The sequence below is a fragment of the Pirellulales bacterium genome (assembly GCA_019694435.1).
Classification (GTDB): Bacteria; Planctomycetota; Planctomycetia; order Pirellulales; family JAEUIK01; genus JAIBBZ01.
The window spans coordinates 14,926-36,802 of the sequence record JAIBBZ010000028.1; the positions used below are offsets into that span (position 1 = coordinate 14,926).

Below are 21,877 nucleotides of genomic sequence, written 5' to 3' on the forward strand. Positions count from 1 at the left end.
AGGTGCGGCGGCCAGACCCCGGCCCCCTGAAACGAGCGGCCAGTTTAGCAGACGAACGACAAACGCGGCATGGCTCGCGAGGCGGTTTTCGTTCGCGTTCGGCCGCCAGCACGGCGAACTCGCGGCGGGCCGAGCCGCTCAGAACTGCAGCGGGTCGCCGCTCAATTGACGCTCGTTGCGCGTCAGTTCGTACATCGCGTACAGCAACTGCTTGTCACACTCGCGCTGGGCCACGCTGCGGCGCTCGAACATCCGGGCCTGCGTAGCGACCATCACGTCGACCGGCGTTTCGCTCACCTGGCCGAACGAGCGCGCGTAGTTGACGAAGCTCGGCACGTTGGTCGTGACGAAACCGTAGACCATGCTGCAGACGCCGATCGTCTTGCCGGTGAAGATGGCCGTGTTGATCGCCGTCTTGGCGTAATCGCCGACAATGCAGCCGATGAACTGCATCCGCGTCGACACCTTGCGGCCTTGATACTCCATGTTCACCTGGCCGTAGGTGTTCTTCAGGTCGCTGTTGGCCGTGCCGGCGCCGAGATTGATCCAACTGCCCAGGTAGCTGTGGCCCAGGAAGCCGTGGTGCTGCTTGTTCGTATACGGCTCGACGACCGAGGCCTCGATCTCGCCGCCGATCTTCGTGGTGTGGCCCAGGTAGACGCCGTCCTTGATCGCCGCGTGCTCGATGACGCGAGCCCGAGGCCCGATGTGCACGGGGCCACGGAGGAAGCAGTAGGGCCCGATCTGCGCGCCGGCCTCGACGACGATCGGGCCTTTGGTCGTGTCGGTGGTCACATAGGCACCGATCTCGGCGCCGGGGGCCACAAAGAATCCGTCGCCCCGTTGTTCGAAACCGCCCGCGGCCAGCCGGGCCTCGGTGTTGGGGCCGATCAGGGCCATGTTGTGCTTGACGATCTCGTGAGGATAGGCGAGCAAGGGAAGTTCGCCTGCCTGCACCGGCAATTGCAGATGTTCAAGCAACTGGGTAACGGCTTCTTGCGTCGGATCGATCATCGGCAGCGGTTGGTCCGCGTCCAGCAATGCCGCGGCGATCAGCCCGCCCGAGGTGAGCAACGCCGGGCGACCGGCGCGGATCAGCGCTTGCAGCACGCGCTGCGCCTCGAGCGAGGGCACCAGCCGCGCGTTGATCAGCAGCCGCTGCTGACCCTGGACCGGCGCCGGCGCATGGTGCGGATAGTCGGCCTCGTACATGTCGCGCAAATGCGGGCGGACCACGCAGGTCACGTTGTCCGAAAGCGCGAGGGCCAGGTCGATTAATCGCACGCCGCCCACGGAAATCCCGAACGCCGGCCGGCTCAACGTCACCGGGTAGAGCTGCCGCACGTGGTCGTCTTCGAACAGGACGATCTTCATGGGTTCCAAACCGCAACAAGGTCCCGCCAGCGCCACCGGAGGCATGCCCTCCAGCGGCGGCATATCCTACCATAGGTCACGCCGGAAACAGGGGCTCTACAGCAGGCGGACGCGGCGCAGGATGTTTCAAAAATTGCTCCTCGTTTGGCTGGTGGCGCTGTCCGCGCTGGCCTATGTCTGGCCGAGTTGGTTCTCAGCGCTGCCCGATCCGTTCCTGGCCGGCAAGCAAGGCCTCGACGTGCTGTTGGCCGTGACGATGTTCTTGATCGGCTGGCTGCTGCCGCGCGACGAATTCACGCAGGTCATCGCGCGCTGGCCGCTGGTGGTGTTCGGTGCCCTCGTGCAATACGGCGCCATGCCGCTGGGTGCGGTGCTGATGGCTGCGCTGTGCGGACTCGAGGGTGAGCTGCGCGCGGGCGTCATTCTGGCCGGTTGCGTGCCGGGGGCGATGGCGTCGAACGTGCTGACGCTGCTGGCCCGCGGCAATGTGAGCTACTCGATCAGTTTGACCACGGCATCGACGTTGGTCTCGCCGCTGACCGTGCCGGCGCTGTTGGCGTTGTGTCTTGGCGAGTCGGTGGCGATCGACGCCTGGGCCACGTTTATCAAGCTGAGCTGGACCGTCGTGGGGCCTGTGCTCGTGGGGCACCAGTTGGCCCGGCTCCGCCCCGCCTGGCAGCAGGCCTCGGGCCGCGCGGCCGAGATCGGCGCCAGCGTGACGATTCTCTGGGTGATCGCCATCGTCGTGGGGGCCAATCGCGATCGCTTGCACCACTTCGAACCGCGGCTCTGGACGGCCCTGTTAGGCACCAACCTGCTCGGCTATCTGGCCGGCTGGTACGCCGGCCGCGCCGTAGGCATGACGACCGCCACCTGTCGCGCGTTGACGCTCGAGATCGGCATGCAGAACGCGGGCCTGGGCACAATGCTCGCCATGACCGTGCTGCACAGCGAGACGGCCGCCGTCGGCTGCGCGCTGTACGCGTTCGGCTGCATGTTCACTGGCACGCTCCTGGCGCGGATCTGGCAACGGATCCCGTTGGCGCCGGCGCCCGCGGTCTGAGTCCTGCGCTCATTTGCCGTTCGGTTCGCACATCAGCCGGGCCATCACTTCGGCCAGTTTCACGGCCTCCGGCGGAAACGCCTGACGTTCGAGACTCCATAGGTTGAGCGTTCCCTGCTTGTCGCCAAGGCGAATGGGCACGTGCAGGCTCGATTGCAGCCCGTGCTTGCCCATGTGTCGGGCGATCCCCCGCGGCTGCTCGATCAGGTTGTCCAGCACGACGGACGTCTCACCGGCGGCAATTTCGACGAGCCGCTCGTTGGCAGCGGGCGCGGTGACGCTGTTCCAGTCCCAGTCGCTATCGAACGGGGGGCGCTCGATGACGGCCGCCAGCCGCAGCTTGGGCGGTTCGACGATCGTGACGCACACCCGATCGACCTGAGGCAGCAAGCCGGCGATCGACATCACCGATTGGACGAACGCCCCTTCCGAGGTGAGCGCTTTGCCGAACGACGCACGCTGCCGGTCGCTGAGCTGGACTGCCCCCGCGGCGATCAATTGGCGAAACTCGTCGACGCGCGACAGCCGGGCCGGGCGACCGTCGACCACGGCGTCGAGCGGCGCCATCTCGAAAAAGCCGATCATCATTTCGTCGAACGTCTGCTCGCCGAAAGTGACGGTCGCCTGCGGATCGGGATTGTTCAGATTCTCCGGCGAGTTGTCGAAGTGCGCCACGCATTCCAGCTTCGTCCCGGCCGGCATCCGCCGCGGCTCGTCGAGCTGGTAGATCGTCTGCCAGCCGAAGTCGTAGTGCGAGACCGACAACAGCCGCTCGCGCCGACCGTCGGGATACACGGCGTCGTAGAGGAAATCCTTGCCGCGCAGGTGCATGTGCGGAATCAGCGAGACCAGCAGCGCGTCGCGGCCGAAGGTGTAGCTCGCCTCGACGCGGTGTGCGGCCTCGCCCGGCGGGATGGCGAATTCGTAGTTGGCCGCGCTGGCCACGATCAACTCCTGCTTCACCTTTTGCGGATCGGCGAACTTCACGCCCAGGTAGCTGCGGTCGGTTTGTGCCGCACCGTTGGGTGTGTAGTGCATTTGAAACGCCAATTTCGCGCCGGCGGGGACCAAGCGCGCCCAACCCTCGGGCAAGGTCTCTTGGCGCAGCCCGGGGGCATAGCCGGTCAGCCAATCGCTCTTCGGGCGGCCGGGGAATTCGCGGACGAACTTTTGCGGCGGCAGGACGAAGACGAGGATGTGATGCACGACCGCGGGGTTGCCTGGCCGCGCTTCGATGGCCTGGATCCAGCGGTCTTCCTTCCAGCCGGGATCGACGACGAACTCCTGGTATTCGATCACGCCGTTGGCCGGCACCTCGAACGGTTGGTCGTCCATGTACAGCACCTCGTCGGGCTCCGGCATGTTCCAGCCGACGGGGAGCGCCGGCGCCGGAGGCAGATCGCTACGATCTCCCTCCGGCGCGCCGGCGGCGACCCAGCGCTCGACAAGTTCGTTTTCTGCGGCGCTCAAGCGGGCTGCGTTGGCAAAGTGGCCGATGCCCTCGTCTGCATGCCAGGGGGGCATCCGCCCGTTCGACACGACCTCGCCGATCATCTCGGCCCAACCGGCGACCTCTTCGTAGTCGGTCAGCGCAAAGGGCGCGATTTGACCTGGTCGATGGCACGACACGCAGCGCTCGTTCAACAGCCGCGCGATCTGGTTGCTATAGGTCACTTCTGCGTTCGGTTGGGGCTCGGCGATGCGCCCGATGCGGCAGCCTGGCGCGTCGGTTTGCGGTGTGGCCACGGCGCCGCCGGCCAGTACTTGCTCGATGGCCAGGGCCAGCTCGTGGACCGTCGGCTCGGGGCGATGGTAGCTGGCCCCTTGCGCGGTGAAGCCGAACTGGTCGTCGATCCGGCCCCGATAACGAATCGCCCGCGAGGCATCGAGCACGAACACCTCCGGCGTGCGCACGGCGCCCACGCGGTCGGCCAACTCGTTGCTCAAGTCCTTGAGCACGGGAAATGGCCACGCCGATTCGCGGGCAAAGGCCGCCAGTTCGGTGATCGAATCCTGCCGGTTCGAACTGACCGCGAAGAACTGCACGCCCTGCGACGCGTATTGTTCGGCCAGTTCGCGCAGCCGCGGCGCATAGAGTCGCACGAGCGGGCATTCGGTGCCGATGAAGGCCAACACGACGAGCTTTGCGTCGGAGTAATCGGCCAGCGCGTGCCAGGCGCCCTGCGTGTCTCGCAAACGGAATTCGGCCACCGTGCGGCCCAGCGTGGCCGTGTCGATCGTCGCGCGGACCGGCCCTTCCGGCTCCGCTGCCTGCAGCCCAGGGCTCACGCCCAGGATGGCCCACCAGGTCGTTCCAGCCGCTAGCAGCGCGAGCACCTTGTGCATGGCGATTCTCCCAGAATCCACGAGGCCGAGGCATCGAAACGGCGTTGCATGACGCCAAGGGAGCATTCGCCGGGGCCAAGCGAATCTTGCCGCAGGCGGTCGCGAGTTTCCGGAAAGATTCCTGCGTAAAGGTGTCCTCTCGGGCTCGTTCTTGTTGATTTACTCAAAATAGCCCCGCGACGGCCTGTGCCGGCGACGCAAGATGTCGCTGTGGCGCCGGCATACAATCGGGACCCACCAGCCTTTGACTCGCAAAAAAAAGGGGAACGCTCGTGAATCGCCGTGATCAGTTGCAACTCGCCATGAAGAGCAGTGTGCTCGTCCTGGCGCTGAGTGGGACGTCCCATTTCTTGTCGAGCCCTGGTGTCGTCGTCGCGGGCCCGTTGGACGTCTATTACTACACGGCGAACGAACCGGCGACGATTGAACGAATCCAGCCCGACGGGAGCGGCCAAACGACGCTCGTCACGCAGGGGATTTTCGGCACGGCCTTGAAAGTGAACGCCCCGCGTAACGAGATTTATTTCTCCGACTGGGACCTGGGCTACATCGGCGAATCGGTGCCCAACAAGATCTACCGGTCGAATCTCGATGGCACCGGCATTACGACCATCGTCGACGACGGCGGGATGGCGATTTTCGATATCGCCGTCGACAACGGGGCGGAAAAGCTCTACTGGACCGACGCCATCGGCCAAACGATTCGCAGGTCGAATTTCGACGGCTCGAACCAGGAGACGTTGCGCACCAGCGAACGCGACGTTTACGCCCTGGATCTCGATCTGAGCGCCGGTCAGATGTATTGGACCAATTCGGCGACCGGCGAGATTCGTCGCTCCAACCTCGATGGATCGAGTCCCGAAACGCTGTTGACGTTGTCGGACGTGACCGGGCTGGCCTTGGATGTCGCCGGCGGAAAGATGTATTTCGGCTCGCGCGCGCCGAGCATGTCGCTGATTCAACGGGCCAACCTCGACGGTAGCGGCGTCGAGACGCTGTATTCGATCCCGGGGCCCTTTGGCGCGATCCCCGCGCAACTGGCGCTCGATCTGATGAATCAGCAGGTGTACTGGACGGACGAATCCCACGGAGGAATTCAATACGCCAGTATGGACGGCACCGGGGCCGTGAGCTCCGTGCCCAACGTGACCGAGGTCGCCTACGCACTCGATCTCGTCGCGGTGCCGGAGCCGGCGAGCGTCACGCATCTGGTCGGGGTGGCGATCGTGTTTGCCGGGTCGATGCTGATTCGCCGGCGTCGCCAGGGAGCCACGCGCGGCAACGCGTGAGGACGCTCTACGGCTCGCCCAGCGGCAGTTCGACTGCCTGGCCCGAGGTTGCGCTGCGGGCCACGGCCTCGGTGAACTCCATGTAGCGCACGCCGGTGACGAAATCGGTGTATTCGACCGGCTTTTCGCCGCGGATCGCGGCGACGAAATCGGCCTCGACGCGCCAGCCCGCCTCGGCCTCGCTGGGCAGCGGCAGCTCGGTCAGTTGGGCGTCGCCGCGGCGCCCCCAGAGCAGCCGTTCGTGCGGGGCCAGCTCATAGCGCAGCGTGCCTTCGCTGCCGTAGAGATGGATCTGCATGCCGGGGCCGAAATGGCTCACGCCGCTGAAATGGTAGAGGCCCCGCGCGCCATCGTCCCAGGCCACGAGCGCCTGCACGCTGTCGGGCGTGCCGACGCGGCGCCGCAGGCCCGTCTCCGGATCGAGCCGTTCGGAGATGAAGGCGTGCATCTGCGCGAAGACGCGCACGGGATCGGGCAGCCAGCGGCACAGCGTTTCGTGAACGATGCCCAGGGTGAGCACGTTGAGGCCGCTGAGCGCGCCGACCTGGCGCCAATGCAAGGGCATCAGCGGGTCGGCGAGCGCATCGCCGACGCCCAGCACGGCCACTTCGCGCAGGGTGCCCAGCGCGCCTGCGGCCAGCAGTTGACGTACCTGGCGATCGCCGCGCAAGCCGAACGGGCTGGGCACGATCTGGCACGTCAGCTCCGGACGCTTGTTGCTCGCCACGAGCATCTGGTGCGCCTCGGCCGCGTTCATCGCCATCCGTGCCTCGGTCAGTACGTGTTTGCCCGCGGCCAGCGCGGCGAGCGTGACGGGACAGTGGAGATAAGGCCAGGTGCCGATCATCACGGCGTCGATCGCCGGATCGGCGACCAGGTCTTCCCAGCGATCGAACGTGCGCGGAATGGAAAACTCGGCCGCGGCCGCGCGGGTCGACTCGGGACGGCGATTGACCACCGCCGCGATTTCGACTCCGGGAATGGCCCGCAGGCCCGGCAGATGGCGCAGACGCGTGTTGGCGCCCAAGCCCACGATCCCGATGTTCAAGCTCGCTGTGGCCATGTCGGTTGAATCCGCCGGATCAATCGCTCGCGGCGCCGGCGGCGCGGGCGGCCACTCCGACGTCGGGAAAATCGGTGAATACGCCATCGACGTCCAACTCGTAGAGAAAACGTCGGATGGCGTCGGCATCCCGCTGAAAAGTATAAGGGATCACCTTCAGCCCGTGGCGATGGGCCGCAGCCACGAGCTGGTTGGCCGCGTCGCGCTCCAGCGCCGCCCGCGCGGGACCCAGCATGTCGGCCCAAGCGGCCACCTCGTCCATTTTCGCCTCGGGCAGGGGGCCGGGCAGCAGGAAGAGCTGCGTCAGATCGCTGTGCAACTCTGCGCGCATCCGCCGCAGCGAATCGGGCTCGAAGCACTGGACGATGACGTTATCGCTCCGCTTCGTACAGCCAAATCGGGCGTACATCTCCAGAAACGGCGGCTCGAGCGGCGCGCCCTGCGCGCGGTGCCAGCCGGGCGACTTCAGCTCGGGAATCGTGCCGGCACGGCGGCCTGTGCGTTCGTTGAGCCGTTGGACCAACAGGAGCATCTCTTCGAGCGTGGGGATCGAGTAGCCGGGCTCAGGCGGGTCTTTGCGGCCGCGCACTGCCAGAGTCTTCAATTCGGCCAGGGTGAAATCGAGAAAGTACCAGTGCCCATCCGCGCGGCGACGATCGGGGAATCGTTCGGCCACGTCGGTCGTAAGCTCGGCGTGGATGTCGTGGTTGCAAACGAGCACGCCGTCTTTGCTGAGCACGACGTCGGGCTCGATGTAATCGGCCCCCTGAGCATGCGCCAGGGCATAGGCCGGCAGCGTATGCTCGGGCAGGTAGCCGCTCGCGCCACGGTGGGCGACGATCAGTTTGCCGGCGGCGATGGCCGGCTCGGCGGCGGCCGCCGTGACGGCAGGCAGCGCGCCCAGAACGATTCCTAGAATAACGGCCCGCATCTCGGTGGTTCCCAGGGGTCAGGCGCGTGAAGGCGTCAGGCAGATTCGATCCGGCCGTCGCGCATTCGGACCACGCGGCTGGTGCGTTGCGCCAACGTTTCGTCGTGCGTGACCATCACGATGGTCAGTCCTTGGCGCCGATTCAAGTCGTCCAACAGATCGAGCACGGCCGCGGCGTTCTTCGAGTCGAGATTGCCCGTGGGCTCGTCGGCCAGCAGCAGCCGCGGCCGATTAGCCAACGCGCGGGCGATGGCCACGCGCTGCCGTTCGCCGACCGACAGGTGCTTGGGCAGGTGCTTGGCGCGATGCGACAGGCCGACCGCGCCGAGCAGTTCGCCGGCCCGCGTCTGGCGCTCGCGGCGGCGAAGTCCGCCTTCGAACATGGGGATCTGCACGTTTTCGGCCGCGGTGAGGTTTGGCAACAGGTGGAACGATTGGAACACGAAGCCGAGCTTTTGCGCGCGAAAGCGATCGAGATTTTCGCACTGCGAGAGCGGCTGGCCTTCAAAATAGACCTCGCCGGCGTCGGGCCGATCGAGCGCGCCGAGGATATTGAGCAGGGTCGACTTGCCGCTGCCGCTGGGACCCATGATGGCCACATACTCGCCCGGCGCCACGGCCAGGTCGACGTCGATCAGTGCCTGCACGGCACCGTCCGGATAGCGCTTGCTCAGCGCCTGGGCCGCAAGCAACGCGCCGTTGATCGTCGCAGCGACCGTCGGAGCGGGGTCATTCATGGCGCAAGGCCTCGGTTGGCAAGATGCGCGCGCCGCGCCAGGCCGGGAACAGCCCCCCCACCAGACCCACCACGACGGCGATGGCGAAGCCCTGAGCGACGACCTCCAGCGGCAGCCGGCCGTCGGTCAGCATGCTGGCCGCGGGCAGCAGCCGCAGCAACCTCGTGCCGGCCAGCGCGACGAGCGCACCTACCGCAGCGCCCGCCAAGGCTAAGAGCACGCTTTCGGCCAGGATCATGCCGAGTACGCGTCGCTTGCGCCAGCCGATGGCCCGTAGCGCGCCGATCTCGCGCGTGCGCTCGAAGACCGACATCACCATCGTGTTGAGCATGCCGATCGTGCCCACGATCAGGGCGATCATCGAAGTGAGCTTCGACATGCCTCCGGCCAGGCGGATTTGCGAGCTGGCATTAGCGAATTCCTCGGTCGGCATCGCCGAGAGCTGTGGGGCGACACGCTCGACGTCGGCCGCCAATCGGGCCAAGGCCGCGGCGTCGGGAGTGCCCGCCACCTGCAAGTCGAAGCTCGTCACCTGGCCGGCACGGTCCATCAACCGTTGCAGCTCGGGCAGCAACACGATCATCGCGCCGTTTTCGAAGACGCTGAAGCTTTCGTAGATTCCCGCGACTTCGAACGGCTCGTCCTCGACGATTTCGACGCGGTCGCCGACCTGTTTTCCCAGGTTGCGTGCCAGGACCGCGCCCAGCACGACTTTCTTCGTATCGCCCGCGGCCAGCCGGGCGCCGGACGTGAAGCGCAGCCCGTCGAAGAGCGTGCTGTCAGCCGCCCAGCCCTGGACCACGACGCCGAACAGGTCCAGGTCTTCGAAGGCCACGATGTCCATCAGCACGGGATTGACGCCCGCCACACCGGGCACAGCCGCCAAGCGGGGTGCCAGCGTCTCGCTCAGCGAGCTGGTGACATTCTCAGCGATCCCGGCGCGAACGACGACCAGGTCGATCCCGCGCCGGGCAAACTGTTCGACGAAGGCGCTGTGGAATTGCTGGGCCAGGCCGAGTAAGGCGATCACGGTGCCAATCGCCAGCGCCACGCCCGCCAAGGTCAGTGCCGCGCGCAGCGGGCGGCGCCAGACGTTCTTGAAAACCAGGTCGACAAAGGTCATCGCCAGTCCGTTCCCTCACCGTTCGTCGCACGCCGCGGCACAGCATCTTACGCGCCCGGCCACCGCGACGAAAACCCGCCGCCTTGGAGCGCCGGTATCTTCCCGAGCGCTTGTCCGCGCGAGCACCACAAAGCTAGGCTAAGGGCCATGCGATTCTCCACGGTGATTCTCAAGAATCTGCTGCGCTCGCCGGCGCGATCGCTGTTGACGGTTTGCGGCGCCGCGGTGGCCATCGGCACGCTCGTCGCGCTGGTGGGTATCGCTCGCAATTTCCAGCAGGCGCTGCGCAACGTCTACGACGAACGCGGGGTCGACCTGGTGGTGACCCGCGCGGGGGCCTCGCAGGGTCTCAACAGCGCGATCGACGAGTCGCTGACCGACCAGATCGCGCGGTTGCCGGGCGTGGCCGAGGTGACCGGCGGCCTGATCGAGGTGGTCTCGTACGAAGACCAGCAGCTCTATGGCGTGCTGGTTCACGGCTGGCGGGTCGACTCGCAGCCGCTACGCGAATTGCGGGTGCTACCCGGCGGTCGGCGGCTGGCCGCGGGCGACGCGCGGCACGTCATGCTAGGTAAGGTGCTGGCGGCCAACCTGGGGCTCCACGCCGGCCAGACGCTCGAGATCGTGCCTGACGAACCGTTCGAGGTGGTCGGCGTTTTCGAGAGTTTCAGCGTCTTCGAGAACGGAGGCATGGTGATCCCGTTGGATCAACTGCAGCGGATCATGGACCTGCCAGGCAAGGTGACCGGGTTCACCGTCACGCTGGCCGAGCCGCGCACGCCGGCCGCAGTCGAGCGCCTGCGGCGCGAGATCGAGGACTTGGCCCCCGGTTTGAGCGCGATGACGACCCGGCAGTTTGCACAGACCAATTCGCAAATCCGGGTGGCAGCCGGCATGGCGTGGGTGACTTCGCTGATCGCGCTGGTGATCGGCGCGGCGGGGACCTTGAACACGATGCTCACCTCGGTGCTCGAGCGGACGCGCGAACTGGGCATCCTGCGCTCGTTGGGTTGGCCCCGGCGGCGCATCGCCGCGATGATCCTGGGCGAATCGCTTGCGCTGGGGCTGATCGGCGCCGGACTGGGGGCCGCGGGCGCGGTGTTGCTCGTACGCCTGCTCTGCCAGCTCCCCCAGGTCAACGGCTATATCGACGGGCAGATCGGGCCGGAGACCATCGGGCACGGATTCGTCGTCGCCGCGGCGTTCGCGCTGTTGGGCGGCCTGTATCCGGCGCGGCTGGGCATGCGCATGCTCCCTGCGGCAGCACTGCGTACCTGACGAATGCGACGTTGATCGCGCTGCGTGCCGCGGATGATGGCGGCTGCGCTCAACTCCTGTTTTTGCCAACCCCCCACGGACCGCGTTCAATAGTTTGGCATCGGTTTTGCGAATAGTTCTCGTCAAGCGACTGGCGCAGCGATGCCCAGGCGTAACAATGGAAGGGTTTCCACGCTTGACGGTAATGAAAAAGGTTTCCGACCCGGCCCGAGAAATCGAGCCGAGACGGCCCGTCAGGCACGCAGGGACAGCGTCAGCGATGACGCCATGCAGGCGGCACGACCCGCACGCGGCGTGTAATCGCCACCCCACCAGCGAGAAACCCATGCAATCGATCGATCCCGCATGCCGACCAGGTGTGGGGATTTTTCGCAGCCTGCGGATCGCGTTGGGGGGCGAGTGCAAACACGTTGCGGATAAGGGAGTTCCAGCGATCGCGCGACCTATATTTGTGGACTAAATGCAACGCTGCTTCCCCTGCCATCCGTCGGGCCCGAGACACCATGGACACGCACTGTCAACGATCCCACCTGGTCGACGTGCTTCGCGGCTATGCCGGTGAACGCGGTGACGACCTGGCCTACCTATTTCTCGCCGACGGCGAAACCGACGAGCGCCGCCTGAGCTTTGCCGAACTCGATCGCCGCGCTCGCGCAATCGCGACACTGTTGCGCAATTGCGGCGCTCAGGGCGAACGCGTCCTGCTGATCTACGAGCCGGGCCTGGAATATATTTCTGCGCTCTACGGCTGCCTGTATGCCGGGGCCGTCGCGGTGCCCGCCTATCCGCTCGAGCCGCTACGGATCAATCGCGAGCTACCGCGGCTCGAAGCGATCGTGTGCGACGCCATGGCCCGGTACGTGCTGACTAGCACCGAGATCCTGGGCTGGGCCGAACAGCTCTTGCGCCAAACCGGACACTTTGATGCCGTGCTGGCCACCGAAGGGCTCGACCTGGCCACGGCCGACGACTGGCGCATGCCGCACCTGACGGCCGACACGCTGGCCATATTGCAATACACCTCGGGCTCGACCGGTACGCCGCGGGGGGTGATGCTCGGCCACGGCAATCTCATGCAGAACCTCGCGGCGCTTGATCAGCTCGACGGCCCAGGCGCGCGCGGCGTCTGCTGGTTGCCGCCGTATCACGACATGGGGCTGATCGGCGGCATCTTGATGCCTGCCTATCGCGGGCGGTCGATGGTCTTGATGTCGCCGCTGTCGTTCGTGCAGCGGCCGGCGCGCTGGCTGCAAGCCATCTCGCGCTATCGCGGCACTTCGTCGGCCAGCCCGAACTTCGGTTACGAGCTGTGTACCCGGCGCGTGTCGGAGGAAGACTGCGCGGACCTCGATTTGAGTTGTTGGTCGCTGGCCTGCAACGGCGCCGAGCCAGTGCGTGCCGAAACGCTGGATCGTTTCTATCAGAAGTTCGCGCCCTATGGGCTGCGCCGCGAGACGAGTTACCCGTGCTACGGCATGGCCGAGGCCACGTTGGTGATTTCCGGCGGCCGGCGCGATGGGGCCCCGGTCGTCAGGCCGTTCAGCGCCGCGGGTCTCGAACGCCGCGTAGCCTGTCCGCCCACCGCCGGCGACGAGCCGGTGCGGATGCTGGTAGGCAATGGCTGCGTGATTCCCGATCACACGCTGCGGATCGTCGATCCGGCTTCGCAGCAGGTGCTGCCCGACGGGCAGATCGGCGAGATCTGGGTCCAAGGCCCCAGCATCGCGCAGGGCTACTGGAACCGGCCGGAAGAAACGCACGCAACGTTTCGCGCCTGCTTGCACGACGCGCACGGCGCGGCCACGAACGTTGGCCCGTTCCTGCGCACCGGCGACCTGGGCTTCTTGAGCGACGGGGAGCTGTTCATCACGGGCCGGCTCAAGGACCTGATCATCATTGCCGGGCGCAATCACTATCCCCAGGACATCGAACATACCGTGCAGCGCGCCCACGACGCGCTCAAGCCCGACGCCGGCGCTGCCTTCTCGGTCGAACAGGACGGTGCGGAGCGGCTCGTCGTCGTCCAGGAAGTCGCACGGCCGAAAAAGATCGATCTCGACGAAGTGTTGGCCGCCGCGCGGAGCGCGGTGCTTGCCGCCCACGATCTACAGCCGGCGGCGATCGTGTTGATCCAGGCCCAACGCCTGCCCAAGACCACCAGCGGTAAAGTGCAGCGCCGCGAGTGCAAGCGGCAGTACCTGGCCGGCGAACTGCCGGTTCTCGCCGCCTGGCATGCCGCAGGGGCGGATGCCGTTTGCGCGGATTCAACAGCGCACGAGCCGCCGCTGGGCGACACTGAGACGCAACTGGCCAAGCTGTGGAGCGAAGTGCTCGGCGTGTCGACGCCGAGCCGCCGCGACAACTTCTTCGATCACGGCGGACACTCGTTGTTGGCCATGCAATTGATTTCACGGATCAACCAGGTCTGCGGGCTGGAGCTTCCGCCGGCGACTTTGTTTACCGCGCCGGTGCTGGCCGACCTGGCCGCCGCGATGGATCGGTTGCGCGAACAGTCGCCCGCCGAGCGCGAGCCGCTTGTCGTGGCAAACGACCATCCGCGCCAAGCCGCCTCGTGCGGACAGGCAGGCTTGTGGTTTCTCGACCGGCTGCACGCCGGACGGTCCGGCTACCAGATCGCCGCACGGGTCACGCTCGACGGCCCGCTCGACCGCGCCGCGCTGCGCGGGGCGCTCGCGGAGATCGTCGCGCGGCATGAACCTTTGCGGACGGCGTTCGACAACGTCGATGGCGTGCCTTTCCAGGTGATCGCCAACGAGATCGAATTGCCCTGGCACGAAACCGACCTGACGCATTACGGCGAACAGCGGCAAGACGGCGAAGTGGCGCGCTTGGCCGATAGCGACGCGGCGCGGCCCTTTGCCCTGAATGTCGCGCCGCTGTGGCGCGTGCGGCTGGTGACGCTCTCGCCCCAGCGCCACGTGCTCCTGGCCGTGTTTCATCACGCGATCACCGACGGCTGCTCGATGGAGGTCTTGCGCGGCGAGTGGAACGAGCTGTACTTGGCGCGCTTGGAGAATCGGCCTGCACGGTTGCCGCGGCTCGCGGCCCGTTATCGTGACTTCGTGGCGACACAGCGCCGCGCGCTGGGTGGCCCGGAGTACGAGGCCCGGCTCGCGGCTTGGCGCGAGCGGCTGGCCGGCGCCAGCGAGTTGGCCTTGCCGTTCGATCACCCGCGCGCCGCAGCGTCGAGTTCGTCGGGCTGTCTGGGAGCCGAGTTGCCGTCCGAACTGAGCGCGGCCCTGTCGAATCTCGGCCGCAGGCACGATGCGACGTTGTTCATGACGTTGCTGGCCGCCTGGCAGGTGCTGCTCTATCGCACCACGGCCCAAAGCGATATTTCCGTCGGCGCTCCCGTGGCTGGCCGCGCGCGGCGAGAGTTTGAGAACCTGATCGGCTTTTTCGCCAACACCGTGGTGCTGCGCGGCGACCTGGCCGGCAGTCCAGGCTTTGCCGAGTTTCTCGGCCGGGTGCGGGCGACAGTGGTTGCCGCCTTGGCCGACGGCGATTTGCCGTTGGAACGCGTGGTCGAGGCGCTGCACCCGCACCGCGCCGGCCACGGTCAGCCGCTGTTCCAATCGCTGTTCGCGTTCGAGGAATTGCCCGACGAGACACTGGCCGCGGGCGACGCGATTCGCGCCCGCGTCGAAGTCGATTACCGCTGGATGTTGCCGTTGCCGCTGAGCCTGGTGATCGAGCGCCGCGGCAGACGAATTCAGAGCCTGATCTTGTTCGACCGTGGCCGTTTCGACGAGCGCACGATCTGCGACCTGCAATCGGCCTGGCACGAATTGCTCCATTCGATTGTGGCCAATCCGACATGCTCGATCGACGCCTTGCCGATGGTCGATACCGCCACGCGAGCCAAGCTGTTGGACGAGTGGAACGGTGCCGCTACGACGCTGCCCGAGGGCAACCTGATCGACCTGATCCAAGCCCAGGTGACCCGGACGCCGCGGGCCGTGGCGGCCGTTCACCGGGGCAGCAAGCTGAGCTATACGGAGCTCGATCAGCGGAGCGCGGCCGTGGCCCGCTACCTGGCCTCGCGCGGCGTCGGTCGCGGCGACCTGGTGGGGCTGTATTGCCAGCGTTCGCTTGACATGATTGTGGCGCTGTTGGGCGTGCTCAAGTCGGGTGCGGCGTACGTGCCGCTCGATCCGATGTACCCGCGCGAGCGGCTGGAGTCGATGCTGTCCGACGCCGAAGTGGCGCTGGTGCTCACGCACGAACGGCTGCTTGGCACACTGCCGGCGGGCGATTACGAGACCGTCTGTGTCGATCGCGACTGGTCGCAGATCGCGCTGGCGACGACCGAGCCGGCGACCCAGGCCGCGCCCGACGATCTGGCGTACGTGATCTACACCTCCGGCTCGACCGGCCGCCCCAAGGGAGTCGAGGTGACGCAGCGGGGCGTGATCAACATGCTGTGTTCGAGCGCCCACTATCCCGGCTTCGAGGCTGACGACGTGTTGCTCGCGGTGACGACGCTGTCATTCGACATCGCCGTCGTCGAGTTGTTCCTGCCGCTGGTGGTCGGTTCGCGCGTGGTGATTGCCGACTCCGAAGTGGCGCTCGATCCGCAGCGGCTGATCGCCACGCTCGAGGACAACGACGTGACGCTGTTGCAGTGCACGCCGGTGACCTGGCGCATGCTGGTCGATCACGGTTGGCAGCCGCGGCCGGGCTTTCGTGCCTATTGCGGCGGCGAAGCGCTCGACCCGAACCTGGCCGCCAAGCTGCTCGACCTCGGCGTCGAGCTGTGGAATCTCTACGGCCCCACCGAAACGAGCGTCTGGTCGACTTCCGAACGGATCACGCCCGAGACCGAAGTGATTTGCGTCGGGCACCCCCTGGATAACACCCGGCTGTACGTGCTCGATGCCGCGCGACAGTTGGTTCCGCCGGGCGTCGTCGGCGAACTCTACATCGGCGGCGTCGGCGTGGCGCGCGGGTATCGCGGGCGCCCGGAGCTGAACGCCGAGCGGTTCCTGGCCGATCCGTTCCAGCCTGCGCGGGACGACCGCCCGGCGAGGATGTATCGCACGGGCGACCTGGTGCGGTGGCGCAACAACGGTGCGCTCGAGTGCCTGGGCCGCGTCGATCACCAGGTGAAGCTCCGCGGCTTCCGCATCGAGCTGGGGGAGATCGAGGCCGTGCTGCGCGAACACCCCGAGATTCGCGACGTGGTCGTCGTCGCGCGCGAGATCGGCACTGGCGACAAGCGGCTCGTAGCCTATTACGCGGCCGCTCAGCGCCGTGCGGCACCGGTCGGCGAACTTCGCGGCCTGCTCGAGCGGCGGCTCCCGGCCTATATGGTGCCCGGCGCCTTCGTCGAGCTGCCGCAGTTGCCGCGCACGCCCAACGGCAAGCTGGACCGGGCCGCGCTGCCCGATCCCGCGGAATTGGAAATGCCGGCCGACCGCGCCGTCGTCGCGCCGCGCAACGAAACCGAGCGCCGGCTGCGCGACATTTGGGCGCGGTTGCTGGGCTACGGCAATTTCGGTGTCGAGGACAGCTTTTTCGAGATCGGCGGCCACTCGTTGTTGGCCGTGCAGATGGTGGCGCAGATCGAGCGGGAGTTCGGCCGTTGGCTGCCGGTGGCGACGCTGTTTTCGCGACCGACCATTGCCGAGCTGGCCGAATTGCTTCGCCGGCCGGCCACGGCCGATGCCGTCTCGCCGCTCGTCCCCATCCAACGCCGCGGCGCCCAGCGACCGCTGTTTTGCGTACATCCGGCCGGCGGCACGGTGTTCTGCTATTTGACCCTGGCGCCGCACTTGGGTGCCGACCAGCCGATCTATGGCCTGCAAGCACGCGGCCTCGATGGCGAGGCCGAACCGCACGGCACGGTCGAAGAGATGGCCGCCGCATACCTGCAATTGGTTCGCCGGCAACAGCCGCAGGGCCCCTATCGACTGGCCGGGTGGTCGTTCGGCGGCGTCGTCGCGGTCGAAATGGCCCAACAGCTTCGCGCCCTGGGCGAAAACGTCGAGATGCTCGTCGTGTTCGACACGGTGATGATGCCGCCGGAGCACCCGACGACCGAGAACGACATCTTGCAAACGCTAGTCGAGATGTTGCACGGTGAAGAACAATTGACCGTCGAGCAGCTCCGCGCCTTGAGCCACGACGAGCAATTGGACTACTTCCGCAGCCGCGCCGAACGTGCCCGGCTGGTGACGTCGGATTGGAACGAGCAGCGCTTTAGTCTGGCGTTCCAGGTGTTCCAGGCCAACTTGCAGGCGCTGTTCCGCTATCGGCCCAGGCCCTACGACGGCGCCGTGACCGTGGTCCGGGCCACGCAAAAGATTTCGCCGGCGTTCAACAGTCCCTCGCTAGGCTGGTCGCACTGGGTGCGCGGCGCGCTGCGGCTGTACGACGTGGACTGCGAGCATTTGCAGATGTTCCGCGATCCTTGCGCCCGGCAGATCGGGCAATTCGTCGCCAGTTTGTTGGCCGATCGCGTGCCGGCCTGTGGTCCGCATTACGCTTCGACCGACGATACGGTCGCGCTGGTGTAGACGACCAGCGGCTTTGCTTGACCCGTGGCTTGGCGTGGCGCTAGACTTGCGCGACCCCGTCCGTGTCCGTGGAACTGCAGCACGATGTATCGTTGCGCCCGCGACCGAATGCTAGCCGCGACGCTGTTGAGCGTGCTGCCCTGGGTCGTTGCGGCGTGGCCGTTGTGCGCAGCCGATACGCTCGATCTTGAACCGCGGCCGATGACGACCATCCGGCCGGGCACCGTGATCGAAGAAAAGCCGCCCATCGGCTGGTCGCACCTGGTCGTCAAGAATCAGCCGCGGCTCGACGAGCAGCAAGCCGACAAGGTGCTGCCCGTGGCCGCCGATCTGGCCAGGTCGCTGTTCGGCGTGATCGTGGCCAACGTGCACCGTGATCGGCAAGCGGCCGGTATGCCGTTTCGGCTCGAGGCCGTTGCCGCGGGCGTCGGCACCCGGATCGCTGCCCGAGACACGATCGTGACGGCCGACACGCAAGAAGATCTCGGCGCCGATCTGAACATCGTCGCGCGCATGGTCCTGTCGCGCAGCGAGGACGAGATCAAGGCGTGGACTCAAGTGGCCCGCGGGCCGAACATTGCCGTGCTTGACGCGCTGACGCGCGTGCAACTGGCGGGCAAGCACGAGCAGGTTCTGTTTCGCTATTGCCTGTTGGTCGATCCGCGCTCGGGGCGCCTAGTGACGTTTCTCTGGCTGCTGCGGCGCGACGAGGCCGGCGTCTTGCACCGCGTGGCCGCGGCGTTCAAGCGGCTGCCGAACAACCTGGTCCACCGTTATCCGCTGGTCGTCGACGAAGAAGAAGTGACGGTCGGCGTGCCCAACTCGCAGGCCTTTGCCATGGGCACCCTGCCCGAGGGCGCCGAGCTCCCCTGGCCGCCGGCGCTTGAAGCACAGGCGGCCCTGGCCCGATTTTCGACCACCACGCTGGCCTTGTACGAACGCGAGTTGTTCGCGTTGTTCGATGTTCCTGGAAAGCAGGCGATGCCATGAAACGTGCGGCACCGATTGCGCTCGGGTGGTGTGCCTGGGTCGCGCTGGTTGCGGCGCCGCCGGTGGCCGCGGCCGATCCGCCGGCGAACAAGGTGCTCGACGCGTTGCTGACCGACGGCGTGATCGTGTCGCCCGAAGTGCGGATTCCCCTGCATGCGCCGGTCGTGCCCGACGGGCTCGACGCCGCTGCTCAGCGCGCCGCACTCGAGTCGATCTCCGACGCGAATCACACCGTCGAGCGGCTGCTGCGCGACGCAGTCGTGAGCCCGTTCGTGCTCCAGATCGAGAAGCACTCGGCCGCGGCCCCCGACACGACCTCGCGGATCATCGACCTCTACTTCGTCGCCTACGGCAAGCTCGAGGTGATCTACTCCGAGAGTTTTCGCGAGCAACTGGCGCGGTTGGGCGAATCGGACGACGCGGCGATTCCGACCACGTCGAAGCTGCTCGATCTCCAGGCCTTGAACGCGCGCTCGCTGCTGGGGCCCGAGGGCAAGGCCGAGGGCGAGCAGTGGCTGCACGCGCGGTTCCCAATGCTGGATCGCGTGTACATCTTTGCCACGCGCCACGCGATGAGCCACCGGACCGACGAATCGATCGTGCTGGCGTCGCGGCTCGACGAGCGTTTTCGCGGCGATGCCGAGTTTCCCGTGCAGTGGCAGTCGATCGGCCGCACCGAGGCCGGCAAGATCGAGTTGGGGCCGGCTGTGCCGTACGCCGGCGGGGGCTTCTACGTGAAGTTGACCCGGCTGCGCGAGCCGGCCGGCGCGATCTTTGTCGAGTACCATCATGCCTTCGTCGAACCGCAAGGCTGGTTCAAAGGCGCGAACCTGCTGCGGTCGAAGCTGCCGCTGGTGGCGCAAGACCGCGTGCGGCGTTTTCGCCGCGATCTCGACGCGGCCAGCAAGTGACCGGCGCGCCGCTGGCCGTGATACGACAGCACTGCTGGCGCCAGCACTCAGCGCCGGCGGCGAATTCAGTAGCTGACACTGGCCTCGGTGCTCGCGCCGAACCGATATCAGCAGTGCCCTGTCACGAGCGCGAGCGAATGGCCAGTCGAACCCCGGGCAGGACGTCCAGGGCAGCGGCGCTCGACACGGATGGATGTCTGCCATGCTGCGGCGCTTTGTCATCGGCGGTTGGCTGGTTCCCCTGGCGCTGTGCCTGTTGGCCGGCTGCAAGGTGCCGCCGTTGTCGGTGCACACCAGCGGTCGGGTGACCGCCGAAATTCCGCCGGTGCAGGCCTTCGGCCCGGTGATGCGGATGACGCTGCCCCGCGAGCCCGACCTCGAGGCGCCCCGGGTCGCGATCATCGACGTCGACGGCCTGCTGTTGAACACCGACATGACGGGTCTCTCTTCTCTGGGTGAGAACCCCGTGGCGTTGTTCCGCGAGCGGCTCGACGCGGCGGCCGACGATCCGCTGGTGTGCGCGATCGTGGTGCGGATCAATTCGCCCGGCGGCGGCGTGACCGCCTGCGACGTGATGCGCCGCGACCTGCAGACGTTTCGCCAGCGCACGGGCCGCCCGGTCGTGGCGTGCCTGATGGACCTCGGCGCCGGCGGCGCCTATTACCTCGCCACGGCGGCCGACACGATCGTCGCGCACCCCACGACGGTCACCGGCGGCATCGGCGTGATCCTGAATCTCTACAACCTGCAAGACACGATGAACCAGTTCAACGTGTTGGGCGTACCGATCCGCGCCGGCGAAAACATCGACCTGGGTTCACCGATCCGCGAAATCCCCGAAGAGGGCCGCGCGATCTTGCAGCAGATGGCCAACGAGTTTCACGACCGCTTCAAGCAATCCGTGGCCGGCGCGCGGCCGACGATCAACCTCAAAGACGGCGAACTATTCGACGGTCGCGTGTTCACCGCGCAGCAGGCGCTCGAACGCCGGCTGGTCGACTCGATCGGCTATGTCGACGACGCCGTGAGCCTGGCCGGGCAACTGGCCGGACAACTCTGCACGCCGCAGGTCGTCTTCTTCCATCGGTGCAACGATCGGGCCCGCAGTGTCCATGCGATCACGCCGAACGTGCCGCTGCAGACGGCCTTCCTGCCACTGAGCGTGCCGGGCCTCGACCGCAGCCGGCTGCCGACGTTCTTGTATCTCTGGCAGCCCGACCCGGCGCTGGAGAAATGGGCAGGGCACTAGCGCTGCCTCCGCGGCGCAGCTCGACGGCGAATGTCCGGCGCCAAGAATGCCTGGCGAATTGCCCGCATTGCGTCACTTTCGCCGCGTTGACCCGCGCGACCGGCAGGGCTATAGTGCCGCATTCCAAATACCGCGAAAGGGTGTTATGGCTACGGCAGTTGCGCGGGCCGGGGACTGCGTCGAATTCGGGTGCACTCAACGACGCGACGCCTGGTGGACGGGCCCCCTGGTCACTGGCCTCAGTTTGGGGGCCTTCATCGTCTACGGCACCATCCGGGCTTTCATGAATGGGTACTACCAGTTGGGAGTGCCGGGCTCGCACCCGGAGAGCGCCCACATCCTGTCGCCGCTCTACTCGCCGCTGTTGGCGCTGCCCGCGTGGGTGCCGGCCTGGTTTTCGCCGGCCCTGCTGATCTTGCCCTTTCCGGGCGGGTTCCGCCTGACCTGCTACTACTACCGCAAGGCGTACTATCGAGCCTTTTTCCTCGATCCGGTGGCCTGCGGCGTGGCGGAAAAGCCTGGCAAGCGCTATCGCGGCGAGACGTTCGTGCTACTGTTTCAGAATCTGCACCGCTTTTTCCTCTACGCGGCGCTGGCGTTCCTGGTCATCCTGACGGCCGACTTCGTGTACGGCCTGATCTGGCCAGTCCTGGGCGCCGACGGCAAGCCGACGGGCAGCCACACGTTTGGCGTCAGCGTCGGCACCTTGGTGCTGCTGCTCAACGTGACCTGTCTGTCGCTGTACACGTTCTCCTGTCACTCGCTGCGGCACCTGGTCGGCGGCAAGATCGACTGCTGGTCGTGCGTGACGATGGGCCAGGCGCGCTACAATGCCTGGAAAGGGCTCTCGAAACTCAACGAGCATCACATGCTCTGGGCCTGGGTCAGCTTGTACGTGGTGAGCCTGACCGACGTGTACGTGTTCCTCTGCGCGTCCGATGTGATCCGCGACATCCGCTTGATCTGATGGGCGCTTGATCTGAA

General features: G+C 66.6%; 14 protein-coding genes. 8 read left to right on the forward strand and 6 right to left on the reverse strand.

The window, feature by feature from the left end; translation table 11 throughout:
* Positions 1-138: 138 nt before the first annotated feature.
* Positions 139-1,374, reverse strand: coding sequence for a glucose-1-phosphate thymidylyltransferase (locus tag K1X74_17770; protein ID MBX7168189.1), 1,236 nt, complete (start codon positions 1,372-1,374; stop codon positions 139-141).
* Positions 1,375-1,495: 121 nt separating this feature from the next.
* On the opposite strand from K1X74_17770, the gene K1X74_17775 reads away from it, so the two are divergent.
* On the forward strand, positions 1,496-2,437 hold the full coding sequence (locus tag K1X74_17775; GenBank protein ID MBX7168190.1) for a bile acid:sodium symporter family protein: 942 nt from the start codon (positions 1,496-1,498) through the stop codon (positions 2,435-2,437).
* Between the two features lie 9 nt (positions 2,438-2,446).
* Here the strand turns inward: K1X74_17775 and K1X74_17780 are convergent, their stop codons facing one another.
* The gene (locus K1X74_17780; protein ID MBX7168191.1) at positions 2,447-4,783 is read right to left on the reverse strand and encodes a redoxin domain-containing protein; all 2,337 of its coding nucleotides are present in this window, start codon (positions 4,781-4,783) and stop codon (positions 2,447-2,449) included.
* Between the two features lie 272 nt (positions 4,784-5,055).
* On the opposite strand from K1X74_17780, the gene K1X74_17785 reads away from it, so the two are divergent.
* Positions 5,056-6,072 (forward strand): DUF5050 domain-containing protein, encoded by a 1,017-nt coding sequence (locus K1X74_17785; protein MBX7168192.1) that lies wholly within the window; start codon positions 5,056-5,058, stop codon positions 6,070-6,072.
* Between the two features lie 7 nt (positions 6,073-6,079).
* Here K1X74_17785 and K1X74_17790 read toward each other — a convergent pair whose 3' ends face one another.
* The 4 genes from K1X74_17790 to K1X74_17805 are packed head-to-tail and all read right to left on the reverse strand — an operon-like array spanning position 6,080 to position 9,926.
* Entirely contained in the window at positions 6,080-7,135 is a 1,056-nt protein-coding gene (locus K1X74_17790) for a Gfo/Idh/MocA family oxidoreductase (protein ID MBX7168193.1), read from the reverse strand.
* A gap of 19 nt (positions 7,136-7,154) precedes the next feature.
* Positions 7,155-8,066, reverse strand: coding sequence for a hypothetical protein (locus tag K1X74_17795; GenBank protein ID MBX7168194.1), 912 nt, complete (start codon positions 8,064-8,066; stop codon positions 7,155-7,157).
* Positions 8,067-8,101: 35 nt separating this feature from the next.
* The gene (locus tag K1X74_17800; protein ID MBX7168195.1) at positions 8,102-8,803 is read right to left on the reverse strand and encodes an ABC transporter ATP-binding protein; all 702 of its coding nucleotides are present in this window, start codon (positions 8,801-8,803) and stop codon (positions 8,102-8,104) included.
* Positions 8,796-9,926 carry an ABC transporter permease gene (locus K1X74_17805; GenBank protein MBX7168196.1) on the reverse strand — a complete coding sequence of 377 codons (1,131 nt, stop codon included), beginning with the start codon at positions 9,924-9,926 and terminating at the stop codon, positions 8,796-8,798. The genes K1X74_17800 and K1X74_17805 overlap by 8 nt, the downstream gene beginning before the upstream one ends.
* A gap of 147 nt (positions 9,927-10,073) precedes the next feature.
* Here K1X74_17805 and K1X74_17810 point away from each other — a divergent pair, with 147 nt between their 5' ends.
* From K1X74_17810 to K1X74_17835, 6 genes are all read left to right on the forward strand, one after another.
* Positions 10,074-11,204, forward strand: coding sequence for an ABC transporter permease (locus tag K1X74_17810; protein ID MBX7168197.1), 1,131 nt, complete (start codon positions 10,074-10,076; stop codon positions 11,202-11,204).
* Positions 11,205-11,707: 503 nt separating this feature from the next.
* Positions 11,708-17,743, forward strand: a complete 6,036-nt coding sequence (locus K1X74_17815) for an amino acid adenylation domain-containing protein (protein ID MBX7168198.1) — start codon at positions 11,708-11,710, stop codon at positions 17,741-17,743.
* An 84-nt stretch (positions 17,744-17,827) separates the two neighbouring features.
* Positions 17,828-18,733, forward strand: a complete 906-nt coding sequence (locus K1X74_17820) for a hypothetical protein (protein ID MBX7168199.1) — start codon at positions 17,828-17,830, stop codon at positions 18,731-18,733.
* Positions 18,730-19,644 (forward strand): hypothetical protein, encoded by a 915-nt coding sequence (locus K1X74_17825; GenBank protein ID MBX7168200.1) that lies wholly within the window; start codon positions 18,730-18,732, stop codon positions 19,642-19,644. The genes K1X74_17820 and K1X74_17825 overlap by 4 nt, the downstream gene beginning before the upstream one ends.
* A gap of 193 nt (positions 19,645-19,837) precedes the next feature.
* Positions 19,838-20,893, forward strand: coding sequence for a S49 family peptidase (locus K1X74_17830; protein ID MBX7168201.1), 1,056 nt, complete (start codon positions 19,838-19,840; stop codon positions 20,891-20,893).
* Positions 20,894-21,038: 145 nt separating this feature from the next.
* On the forward strand, positions 21,039-21,860 hold the full coding sequence (locus tag K1X74_17835; GenBank protein MBX7168202.1) for a hypothetical protein: 822 nt from the start codon (positions 21,039-21,041) through the stop codon (positions 21,858-21,860).
* Positions 21,861-21,877: the final 17 nt, after the last annotated feature.

Excerpts from the sequence above, each read along its gene's own strand:
- K1X74_17770 (MBX7168189.1), bottom strand. The coding sequence starts at position 1,374 with ATGAAGATCGTCCTGTTCGAAGACGACCACGTGCGGCAGCTCTACCCG.
- K1X74_17775 (MBX7168190.1), top strand. The coding sequence starts at position 1,496 with ATGTTTCAAAAATTGCTCCTCGTTTGGCTGGTGGCGCTGTCCGCGCTG.
- K1X74_17780 (MBX7168191.1), bottom strand. The coding sequence starts at position 4,783 with ATGCACAAGGTGCTCGCGCTGCTAGCGGCTGGAACGACCTGGTGGGCC.
- K1X74_17790 (MBX7168193.1), bottom strand. The coding sequence starts at position 7,135 with ATGGCCACAGCGAGCTTGAACATCGGGATCGTGGGCTTGGGCGCCAAC.
- K1X74_17795 (MBX7168194.1), bottom strand. The coding sequence starts at position 8,066 with ATGCGGGCCGTTATTCTAGGAATCGTTCTGGGCGCGCTGCCTGCCGTC.
- K1X74_17800 (MBX7168195.1), bottom strand. The coding sequence starts at position 8,803 with ATGAATGACCCCGCTCCGACGGTCGCTGCGACGATCAACGGCGCGTTG.
- K1X74_17805 (MBX7168196.1), bottom strand. The coding sequence starts at position 9,926 with ATGACCTTTGTCGACCTGGTTTTCAAGAACGTCTGGCGCCGCCCGCTG.
- K1X74_17810 (MBX7168197.1), top strand. The coding sequence starts at position 10,074 with ATGCGATTCTCCACGGTGATTCTCAAGAATCTGCTGCGCTCGCCGGCG.
- K1X74_17815 (MBX7168198.1), top strand. The coding sequence starts at position 11,708 with ATGGACACGCACTGTCAACGATCCCACCTGGTCGACGTGCTTCGCGGC.
- K1X74_17820 (MBX7168199.1), top strand. The coding sequence starts at position 17,828 with ATGTATCGTTGCGCCCGCGACCGAATGCTAGCCGCGACGCTGTTGAGC.
- K1X74_17825 (MBX7168200.1), top strand. The coding sequence starts at position 18,730 with ATGAAACGTGCGGCACCGATTGCGCTCGGGTGGTGTGCCTGGGTCGCG.
- K1X74_17830 (MBX7168201.1), top strand. The coding sequence starts at position 19,838 with ATGTCTGCCATGCTGCGGCGCTTTGTCATCGGCGGTTGGCTGGTTCCC.
- K1X74_17835 (MBX7168202.1), top strand. The coding sequence starts at position 21,039 with ATGGCTACGGCAGTTGCGCGGGCCGGGGACTGCGTCGAATTCGGGTGC.